Origin of the sequence: Citrobacter youngae (assembly GCF_003818115.1) — a bacterium.
Taxonomy (GTDB): domain Bacteria; phylum Pseudomonadota; class Gammaproteobacteria; order Enterobacterales; family Enterobacteriaceae; genus Citrobacter; species Citrobacter youngae.
Genome location: NZ_RPOI01000013.1, coordinates 23302 through 32777, shown reverse-complemented (window position 1 = coordinate 32777; position 9476 = coordinate 23302). Strand labels below are relative to the sequence as shown.

Here is a 9476-nt window from a genome sequence, read left to right as displayed (position 1 = left end):
TTCAATTTAAGTTTGATGCTCGTGAATTAAACTTCGTAATGAATTACGTGTTCACTCAGAGACTTGGTATTCATTTTTCGTCTTGCGACGTTAAGAATCCGTATCTTCGAGTGCCCACACAGATTGTCTGATAAATTGTTAAAGAGCAGTTGCGACGCGCTTTAGCGCTCTGTCGCGAGGTGGCGTATATTACGCTTTCCTCTTTCAGAGTCAACCCTCATTTTCAGGTTTTTCTCTTCAACCGGCCCGGCTGTTTGTGTGAAGTGATTCACATCCGCCGTGTCGATGGAGGCGCATTATAGGGAGTTTCCCTCAGCCCGCAACCCTTAAATGACAGAAAAATGACTGACTGCTGCATTCCACAGCAAAACCCCGCCTTATACCTATTTACGCACAGAGTTATCCACAAACTCACCCATTACTTCTGCGATCCTTTCTGTATATGTACGATCTTCAGCGCTCGAAACGAGGGGCAAAATCGAAAATTAAAAATTCGCGAGCGTTGCGCAAACGTTTTCGTTACAATGCCACCGCACAACAAGGATGCCCCGTAAGGGGCGTTAGCTGAGTTTTTAGCCAAGAATTCACCTAACGCTCTCTGTAATAGTCAAATCCAGGGGATTTACCATGCAACAACGTCGTCCAGTCCGCCGCGCTCTGCTCAGTGTTTCTGACAAGGCCGGTATCATCGAATTCGCTCAGGCACTTTCCGCACGTGGTGTGGAGCTGCTGTCTACAGGTGGCACTGCGCGCCTGTTAGCGGAGAAAGGTCTGCCAGTGACCGAAGTTTCCGATTACACCGGCTTCCCGGAAATGATGGATGGACGCGTGAAGACCCTGCATCCGAAGGTCCACGGCGGCATCCTCGGTCGTCGCGGCCAGGATGATGCCATTATGGAACAACACCACATTGCTCCTATCGATATGGTTGTCGTTAACCTGTATCCGTTCGCCGAGACCGTCGCCCGCGAAGGATGTTCTCTGGAAGATGCCGTAGAGAACATTGATATCGGCGGCCCGACAATGGTGCGCTCCGCTGCCAAGAACCATAAAGATGTAGCTATCGTTGTGAAGAGCAGCGACTACGACGCCATTATTAAAGAGATGGATGCCAACAACGGTTCTCTGACCCTCGACACCCGTTTCGATCTCGCGATTAAAGCCTTCGAACACACTGCCGCTTACGACAGCATGATCGCCAACTACTTCGGCAGCATGGTTCCGGCTTACCACGGCGAAAGCAAAGAAGCCGCCGGTCGCTTCCCGCGTACGCTGAACCTGAACTTCATTAAGAAGCAGGATATGCGCTACGGCGAGAACAGCCACCAGCAGGCTGCCTTCTATATAGAAGAGAATGTTAAAGAAGCGTCCGTTGCCACCGCGCAGCAGGTTCAGGGTAAAGCGCTTTCCTACAACAACATCGCTGATACCGATGCGGCACTGGAGTGCGTGAAAGAATTCAGCGAACCGGCCTGTGTGATCGTTAAGCACGCCAACCCGTGCGGTGTAGCGGTAAGCACCTCTATTCTTGACGCTTACGATCGTGCTTACAAAACCGACCCGACCTCCGCGTTCGGCGGCATCATCGCCTTTAACCGCGAGCTGGATGCTGAAACTGCGCAGGCGATCATCTCCCGCCAGTTCGTGGAAGTGATCATCGCGCCATCCGCCACCGAAGAAGCACTGAAAATCACCGCCGCCAAGCAGAACGTTCGCGTGCTGGTCTGCGGCCAATGGGCTCAGCGCGTTCCGGGTCTGGACTTCAAACGTGTGAACGGCGGCCTGCTGGTTCAGGATCGTGACCTCGGTATGGTGAGCGAAGCTGAACTGCGTGTGGTAACCAAGCGCCAGCCGACCGAGCAAGAGCTGCGTGATGCGCTGTTCTGCTGGAAAGTGGCGAAGTTCGTTAAATCCAACGCCATCGTTTATGCCAAAGGCAATATGACCATCGGTATTGGCGCAGGCCAGATGAGCCGCGTTTACTCCGCCAAAATCGCCGGGATTAAAGCCGCCGACGAAGGCCTGGAAGTGAAAGGTTCCTCTATGGCTTCCGACGCGTTCTTCCCGTTCCGTGACGGGATTGATGCCGCTGCTGCCGCGGGCGTGACCTGCGTGATCCAGCCGGGCGGTTCTATCCGCGATGACGAAGTGATTGCCGCCGCCAATGAACACGGCATTGCGATGGTATTTACCGACATGCGCCACTTCCGCCATTAATCCACGGAGCAGACGATGAAAGTATTAGTGATTGGCAACGGCGGGCGCGAACACGCGCTGGCCTGGAAAGCCGCGCAGTCCCCGCTGGTTGATACCGTTTTTGTCGCACCGGGTAACGCCGGTACCGCACTGGAGCCCGCGTTGCAAAACGTGGCCATCGGCGTAACCGATATCCCGGCTCTGCTGGACTTTGCCCAGAACGAGAAGATCGATCTGACCATTGTTGGCCCGGAAGCGCCGCTGGTGATTGGCGTGGTTGATGCATTCCGCGCCGCCGGTCTGAAAATCTTCGGCCCAACGGAAGGTGCCGCGCAGCTGGAAGGCTCCAAAGCCTTCACCAAAGATTTCCTCGCGCGTCATAACATCCCAACGGCGGAGTACCAGAACTTCACCGAAATCGAACCTGCGCTGGCATACCTGCGCGAGAAAGGCGCGCCGATCGTTATCAAAGCTGACGGTCTGGCTGCCGGGAAAGGCGTTATCGTGGCGATGACGCTGGAGGAAGCCGAAGCCGCGGTTCATGACATGCTGGCCGGCAACGCGTTTGGCGACGCGGGCCACCGCATCGTTATCGAAGAGTTCCTCGACGGCGAAGAAGCGAGCTTTATTGTGATGGTCGACGGCGAGCACGTGCTGCCGATGGCCACCAGCCAGGACCACAAACGCGTAGGCAACGGCGATACCGGCCCGAACACCGGCGGGATGGGCGCTTACTCCCCGGCGCCGGTGGTAACCGATGAAGTCCACCAGCGCACCATGGAACGCATCATCTGGCCAACCGTAAAAGGCATGGCGGCGGAAGGGAACACCTACACCGGTTTCCTGTATGCGGGTCTGATGATCGATAAGCAGGGCAACCCAAAGGTTATCGAGTTTAACTGCCGCTTCGGCGATCCGGAAACCCAGCCGATCATGCTGCGCATGAAGTCCGATCTGGTGGAGCTGTGCCTCGCCGCCTGTGACGGCAAGCTGGATGAAAAAACCTCCGAGTGGGACGAACGCGCCTCGCTGGGTGTGGTCATTGCCGCCGGAGGTTATCCGGGTAATTACAATACCGGCGATGAGATCCACGGTCTGCCGCTGGAAGACGTCGCTGACGGTAAAGTGTTCCACGCGGGCACCAAACTGTCTGCAGACGATCGCGTGCTGACCAACGGTGGTCGCGTGCTGTGCGCCACCGCGCTGGGTAACACCGTGGCTGAAGCGCAGAAACGCGCTTACGCCCTGATGACCGACATCCGCTGGGATGGCAGCTTCAGCCGTAACGACATCGGCTGGCGCGCCATTGAACGCGAGCAACGCTAACGCGAAATTTTCGCCAGCAGCGTTTTACGCGTAATGCCTAACTGACGGGCGGCTTCCGTTTTATTGCCGCCCGTTTTTTCAAGCGCCGCCAGAATCACCTCCTTTTCGACATCCACCAGCGGTTGGATCTCGCCACTGAATTCCGTTTTTATCGGCGTCGCGGCAATCGCCATCGGCAGTTCACGTTCGGAAATATATTCCCCCGTCAGCAGCACCACCGAGCGCTCAATCGCATTTTCCAACTCACGAATATTGCCCGGCCAGTCATAGTGGATCAGCAGATCCATCGCCTGCGGCGTAAAGCCTTTCACCACTTTACGGTTACGCGCGGCAAAACGCTGGAGAAAATGTTCGGCTAACAGCGGAATATCTTCCCGGCGCTGGCGCAATGCTGGCATTTCGATGGTGACGACGTTCAGGCGATAGTAGAGATCCTGGCGAAAGCGCCCGGCACTGACTTCCTCCGCCAGATCTCGATGCGTGGCGGCGATCAGCCGGACATCAACCGCAATAGTCTGGTTGCTGCCAACCCGCTGTACTTCTCGCTCCTGGATAGCCCGCAGCAAACGCACCTGCATCAGCGGTGAGATATCGCCAATTTCATCAAGAAATAACGTGCCACCATCGGCTTCCACAAAGCGCCCTTCCCGTCGTTTATCCGCCCCGGTAAACGCCCCTTTCTCGTGACCAAACAGCTCGGACTCCAGCAGCGATTCATTAAGCGCCGCGCAGTTGAGCGTCACCAGCGGCTTATCGCGACGGGCGCTGCTGGCATGCAGCGCCCGGGCCACCAACTCTTTCCCCGTGCCGGAGTCTCCGTGAATGAGCACTGTCGCATCTGAGGGCGCAACCATCGCGATTTCATTAAGCAACTTCTGCATCGCCGGACTGCTGCCAATCATGCCAAACTGTACCGCCGACGCCGATGGCAGTTCGGCGCCCATTTCCCGCGTATGCGCCAGCGCCTTTTCCAGCGTCTCCTGCAGACGGTCAAAATCCAGCGGCTTGATTAAATAGTCCAGCGCCCCGGTTTTAAGCGCCTCAACGGCGGTCTCTACGCTGGAGAACGCCGTCATGATCAAGACCGGAATCGCCGGATTCAGCGCTTTAATCTCTTTCAGCGTTGCGATGCCGTCCATCTCCGCCATGCGTACATCACACAGCACTAAATCAAATACGCGTTCGCGCACCTGTTCCAGCGCCGCTCGCCCGCTATAGGCCAGCGCGACCTCATAACCCCAGCCGCGCAGCAGCGCCTGTAAAATAGTGCAGTGGCTGATATCGTCATCTACTACCAGAATATTGATTTTTCCGCGCGTCATCCTTGTTAATCCTGTTGTTTCGCTTTGGTCGGCAGCCAAAGAGTAAAGGTCGCACCTTTGCCCTCAACGCTTGCCACCTGAATGGTGCCACCATGCTGTTCGATAATGTTCTGCACTACCGCCAGCCCGAGGCCGGTTCCGTCAGCTTTGGTTGTAAAGTAAGGCGTAAAAATGGCCTCCAGCTGTTCCGCTGCAATTCCCTTCCCGCTATCGGTAACCACAATTTTAACGCGCTCAGCGCTGCATTCACTCGCTTCAACCGTAATCGTGCCCTGGTGGCCAATCGCATGAATGGCGTTCAGATACAGATTCAGCAGGACCTGCGTTAGCCGGTCAGGATCGGCCTGAATGGTTGGTAGTGCAGGATTTATCGTAAACCGTAATTGAATCTCCCGACTTTGAGCATCCTGGCTTACCAGATGCAATGAGTGGGTGATGACCTCGTTGAGATCCACCTGTTGCAGCGTCAGATGCGCTGGCTTCACCAGCTCCAGCAACTCGCTCACCACCCGATTTAAACGGTCCGCTTCTTTCGCCATCACCTGTGCCAGCTCATGCGACTCGCCACCCGGCGGGGTTCGTTCGGCAAAATACTTTGCCAGACCTTTGATGGAAGACAGCGGATTGCGAATTTCATGTGCGACGCCGGCCGCCAGGTGTCCGAGCGCCAGCAGTTTTTCTTTCCGCTTCATCGCATCCTGCAATTCCTTGTACGAACGCTGATAGCGCTGATACCAGAAAAACGTAAGTACAGTTGCCAGTAGTACAGCCGCCAGCGCAGAGAGGACAATCAACGTGTTACGCCACTCTCTTGTCTGGGTCGCCGCCAGATCGCTGGCATCAAAGGCGATAAATATGGTTTGTGCTGGGGTGATAAGCTGCCCGTCATTACTGGCACAGCGCGCCATGCCGTGGCGTCCTGGACCATACATCGGCTGAAACTGGCGATAAATTTCCAGGGCCGGCGTTTTTTCACCATCCCTTGCTGGAATTTCAATATTCCGCCAGCTTTCTTGTTCTCCGGGATTAAGCTGCCGCAGGACATCCGGAGAATAGAGCGTTTTACCGACCATCGCCGAATTGCTGTGAGTCATAATGACGCCATGCTCATCCACAACGGCAAACCATAATACGCCCGGCTGTACGGCCATTTGTTCCAGCAGCGTCTGCTGTTGAGCATGATGCATGCGCATCCCCATGCCTACACGCGTACCAGATTCCAGAGCGCGAATGAGCACACTGCCTTTTTCCAGTAGCGTTTGCCGCGCGGCGCCACTTTCCCGCCCATAGTCCCGAATAGTCATAATCGAAAACCAGCCAACCAAAATCAGGATTGCCGCCAGCAAGAGTCGGCTCAACCACTTTGCCACCGTATCCTTATAAAGACGCATACGCTCTCCCTTCACCCCGCTTGTTCCTTTCATCGTTGCAGGTATACAGCAGAAATCATGCCATTTTTTCCCCCTGATAACCCTGCCCTCAGACACAAACAGCTGAAAGTACCGGGTAAAAATGACTCGCTGGCGCGTTCTGGCGAGTCATTTTTACTCGTTTCCCTGCAAAGACGACGCGCACAACGCCCGCAGGGCAGGGATCAACGCTTTGGCACGGAAGATGCAAAAGAGAATGTAAGCTAACCAACAGGAGAACGAACGATGAAACGGAACAACAAACTGGCACTGATTGCACTTTCTCTTATCGCACTGGGCTCCACCCCGGTACTGGCGCAGAATCACTGGGGATATGGTGATGGAATGCAGCTACGGGGCGGTACCCCAATGACCGCTGAGCAGCAGGCTGCCGCACAGAAAATCTATGATGATTACTACGCGCAGACCAGCGCCTTACGGCAACAACTGACATCTAAACGCTACGAATACAATGCGTTGCTAACAGCCAGTTCACCAGATACTGCAAAAATTAATGCGGTAGCAAAAGAGATGGAGTCGTTGAATCAGTCGCTGGACGAGCAGCGTGTTAAACGCGATGTCGCCATGGCGCAGGCTGGCGTGCCACGTGGCGCGGGAATGGGCTACGGCGGATGCGGCGGTGGCGGTAACCATCGCGGCGGCGGCCATATGGGAATGGGGCACTGGTAAAAGACGTGATGCCTGATGACGCCATACGGTTCAGGCCTGCTGACTACCTGTCTTCAGGTTTTCAGAAAGTTTTGGCTGTAGGCTGCCAGTGACAAAAATCTTCATTGGCGACTAGCAGTATCTGCGACCCTTCGGGCGCTTCCAGCCATGCCACACTCACCTCTACGGATGAATGTTTCTGGCGGCGCTCGATATGGTTTATCGCCCACGACTCCAGGTCTGGCTTCAGCGTTTCACCTTCACAGGTTGTGACCGTGTTATCCGCATGCCAACGTCCCTGACGCAATATCACCCGTCCCTGACGCAGCGCATCGCTGGTCTGGCGAATTTGATCGGCGCGATAGCGGTAAAGCGCGATTTGATCGCTGGAAAGCTGCTGCTTTTGCCCATCGACTTCACGCTGCATGAAGCTCAGTTCGCCCCGGTCATCAAAGCGTATACGGACATGTTCAGCCGGTTTACTGTAAACGTTGAGTTCTATGAGAGAGAGCGAATCACCCTGCCAGCGGTATTCACTGGTAGTGGTTTCGCCTTTTCGCCACGGACTAAATACCGAGAGCAAGTGAACATCGTCACCGGAGTCTTTACGCCAAATGCGTACCGCCCCCTGATCGCCAACATAGCCGCTGGCCGTGAACGGAGGAAGCTCAGAATGGCTACCGCAGGCAGACAGTAACAGAACACCTGAAAGCCAAAGCGTATGACGCCAGATGGACAAAAGGGGCGAAACCGCCCCTTCGTTAAAACTGTTCACTGCCACGCGAATTACTTAACCGCGTCTTTCAGTGCTTTACCAGAAACAAATGCCGGTACGTTAGCTGCGGCAATTTTGATTTCTTTACCGGTCTGCGGGTTGCGGCCAGTGCGCTCAGCACGGTGGTTCACTTTGAAGGTACCGAAACCAACCAGTTGTACAGCATCGCCTTCTTTCAGAGACTCAGTAATAGCAGCCAGAGTGGATTCTAGAGCAGCTTTAGCCTGTGTTTTAGACAGTTCTGCTTTGTCTGCAATTACATCAATCAGTTGAGTCTTGTTCATAAGTTATCCTTACAATGTGTTTATCGCTTGCTAAGCATCGAGTGCGACGGAAATGCCAGAAAAGCACTCTCCTGCATACACGCACCGATAGCCACTTTTTTTCGCCCCCCAAATGTAGACCAGACCGGGGGCGGATGGGAAGCCTTCAGGCACGACAAATCAGGCGTTAAATCACGTTTTGTGGTGTCATTGCTGAAAATTTATACCAATATTGCTCTCGCCAGCCTCGCGCAGGTCTGCACGCAGCCCTTTTATCAGCTCAATATCGCGTTCTTCACAGTCGGCTAAAAGTCGGAAAATTTCCCACTGAATATCCCATTCTTGCTCAACGGCAGGGTTTTCTTTGAGCTCTTCATCGGTCATTTCGCGACCAGCTTGCGTCATTTCCAGCATCGCTACTGTGGTAATTGAAGCCTTACTGACTTCAATAGCGTGTTCCAGCGTTTCACCACTCAGACGTGAATGCATCAGTTCGCTTAATGCCACACAGGCATCAATCGCCGGATAAACGCCGTACAGATCGTAATCGTCTGCAGAAGGAATGGCCTCTTCAAACTTTTCCAGCTGGCTGTCGAAATTGATTTTCGCGTCTTTAACCGTCAGCGCTTCCCAAATCAAATCCAGAATTCGGCGGTAAATCTGCCCATCGCCAAATTCAGTTTGCTTGCAGAACATGGCGTAATTCGGGTACATGCGTTCGCACAGACAGGCCATAAACGTGACGTGCTGCCAGCTTTCCAGCTTCTCCAGACGCAGGTGAATCGGATTTTGTAACATGATGAGTTCTCAAATACGGAAATTAGCCGCAGTTTACCCGATATGGGGCGCTTTTGCTGCAAGCCGCGTAAAAGCCGGGCGTTCGGATGCCACCGCATCTGCCCAGCGCGTTGGTTCCGGCAGACGATAGCCGTTCATACAGCGTTGTACCCACGCCAGTGCGCTGTCCATACTCACGCGGTGACCCGTAGAGATAAACAACGGGTTACAGCGCGCTTTGCTGCGCCAGACCCATGCCAGCTGTTCGCCTTTATCCAGCAACGGCGCTAGCGCACCGGGTTCAGCAGCGAGCGGTTCAAACTTGCCACACAGCCGTTTTTTCGCCACACCGATCGTTGGGACGTCCACCAGCAGGCCAAAATGACTGGCTACGCCCAGGCGACGCGGGTGCGAAATGCCGTGCCCGTCAACGAACAGCAGATCTGGCTTGTGCGAGAGCAATTGCCAGGCGGCCATCAGCGCGGGGGTTTCACGAAAGGAGAGAAAACCGGGAATGTAGGGCATGGTGGTGGCGATACGCGCCACCTTGTATTCAACCAGTTCAAGCGTGGGATACTTCAGTAAGACCATCGCGGCTCGCGTCACTTCGCCACCCTGCTCAAACCCAACGTCCGCCCCGCCGATCAGATCAGGCGGATCGTTCTTCAGACGATCCTCGCGGATCACTGAAGAGGCCAGTTCAAGCTGCTGCGCGCGTAATGACGCGAGATCCATAATG

The 9476-nt window shown here is 54.8% G+C and carries 10 protein-coding genes; 4 read left to right on the top strand and 6 right to left on the bottom strand.

All coding sequences use genetic code 11. The annotated features are described in order from the left end of the window. Window positions 1-627: 627 nt before the first annotated feature. Both purH and purD read left to right on the top strand, forming a co-directional pair. Window positions 628-2217 (top strand): bifunctional phosphoribosylaminoimidazolecarboxamide formyltransferase/IMP cyclohydrolase, encoded by a 1590-nt coding sequence (gene purH, locus EHN13_RS11395; RefSeq protein ID WP_124021406.1) that lies wholly within the window; start codon window positions 628-630, stop codon window positions 2215-2217. A 15-nt stretch (window positions 2218-2232) separates the two neighbouring features. Then, on the top strand, window positions 2233-3522 hold the full coding sequence (purD, locus tag EHN13_RS11390; protein WP_115644103.1) for a phosphoribosylamine--glycine ligase: 1290 nt from the start codon (window positions 2233-2235) through the stop codon (window positions 3520-3522). Here the strand turns inward: purD and zraR are convergent. Both zraR and zraS read right to left on the bottom strand, forming a co-directional pair. Next, on the bottom strand, window positions 3519-4844 hold the full coding sequence (gene zraR, locus EHN13_RS11385; protein ID WP_124021405.1) for a sigma-54-dependent response regulator transcription factor ZraR: 1326 nt from the start codon (window positions 4842-4844) through the stop codon (window positions 3519-3521). The two genes, purD and zraR, sit on opposite strands and share 4 nt — an antisense overlap. Before the next feature lie 5 nt (window positions 4845-4849). After that, window positions 4850-6235 (bottom strand): two-component system sensor histidine kinase ZraS, encoded by a 1386-nt coding sequence (zraS, locus tag EHN13_RS11380; RefSeq protein WP_124021404.1) that lies wholly within the window; start codon window positions 6233-6235, stop codon window positions 4850-4852. Between the two features lie 57 nt (window positions 6236-6292). Between zraS and EHN13_RS11375 the strand changes: the two genes are divergently transcribed. After that, window positions 6293-6481, top strand: coding sequence for a hypothetical protein (locus EHN13_RS11375; RefSeq protein WP_101743146.1), 189 nt, complete (start codon window positions 6293-6295; stop codon window positions 6479-6481). A gap of 18 nt (window positions 6482-6499) precedes the next feature. Then, entirely contained in the window at window positions 6500-6943 is a 444-nt protein-coding gene (zraP, locus tag EHN13_RS11370) for a zinc resistance sensor/chaperone ZraP (protein ID WP_124021403.1), read from the top strand. A gap of 61 nt (window positions 6944-7004) precedes the next feature. Here zraP and EHN13_RS11365 read toward each other — a convergent pair whose 3' ends face one another. The 4 genes from EHN13_RS11365 to nfi all read right to left on the bottom strand — a co-directional run bounded on the left by EHN13_RS11365 (window position 7005) and on the right by nfi (window position 9472). Then, window positions 7005-7697: a DUF1481 domain-containing protein gene (locus EHN13_RS11365; RefSeq protein ID WP_003033064.1), complete on the bottom strand. Its 693-nt coding sequence runs from the start codon at window positions 7695-7697 to the stop codon at window positions 7005-7007. A gap of 11 nt (window positions 7698-7708) precedes the next feature. Continuing rightward, window positions 7709-7981, bottom strand: a complete 273-nt coding sequence (gene hupA / locus EHN13_RS11360; RefSeq protein ID WP_001044509.1) for a nucleoid-associated protein HU-alpha — start codon at window positions 7979-7981, stop codon at window positions 7709-7711. A 186-nt stretch (window positions 7982-8167) separates the two neighbouring features. After that, complete coding sequence (locus EHN13_RS11355) at window positions 8168-8758, bottom strand: YjaG family protein (protein ID WP_003842015.1); 591 nt, start codon at window positions 8756-8758, stop codon at window positions 8168-8170. Window positions 8759-8791: 33 nt separating this feature from the next. Next, window positions 8792-9472: a deoxyribonuclease V gene (gene nfi, locus EHN13_RS11350; RefSeq protein ID WP_048214111.1), complete on the bottom strand. Its 681-nt coding sequence runs from the start codon at window positions 9470-9472 to the stop codon at window positions 8792-8794. Window positions 9473-9476 lie beyond the last annotated feature (4 nt).

Coding starts and splice junctions, on each gene's coding strand:
- hupA (WP_001044509.1), bottom strand. CDS start 7,981: ATGAACAAGACTCAACTGATTGATGTAATTGCAGACAAAGCAGAACTG.
- zraP (WP_124021403.1), top strand. CDS start 6,500: ATGAAACGGAACAACAAACTGGCACTGATTGCACTTTCTCTTATCGCA.
- purD (WP_115644103.1), top strand. CDS start 2,233: ATGAAAGTATTAGTGATTGGCAACGGCGGGCGCGAACACGCGCTGGCC.
- zraR (WP_124021405.1), bottom strand. CDS start 4,844: ATGACGCGCGGAAAAATCAATATTCTGGTAGTAGATGACGATATCAGC.
- zraS (WP_124021404.1), bottom strand. CDS start 6,235: ATGCGTCTTTATAAGGATACGGTGGCAAAGTGGTTGAGCCGACTCTTG.
- EHN13_RS11375 (WP_101743146.1), top strand. CDS start 6,293: ATGCCATTTTTTCCCCCTGATAACCCTGCCCTCAGACACAAACAGCTG.
- EHN13_RS11355 (WP_003842015.1), bottom strand. CDS start 8,758: ATGTTACAAAATCCGATTCACCTGCGTCTGGAGAAGCTGGAAAGCTGG.
- nfi (WP_048214111.1), bottom strand. CDS start 9,472: ATGGATCTCGCGTCATTACGCGCGCAGCAGCTTGAACTGGCCTCTTCA.
- purH (WP_124021406.1), top strand. CDS start 628: ATGCAACAACGTCGTCCAGTCCGCCGCGCTCTGCTCAGTGTTTCTGAC.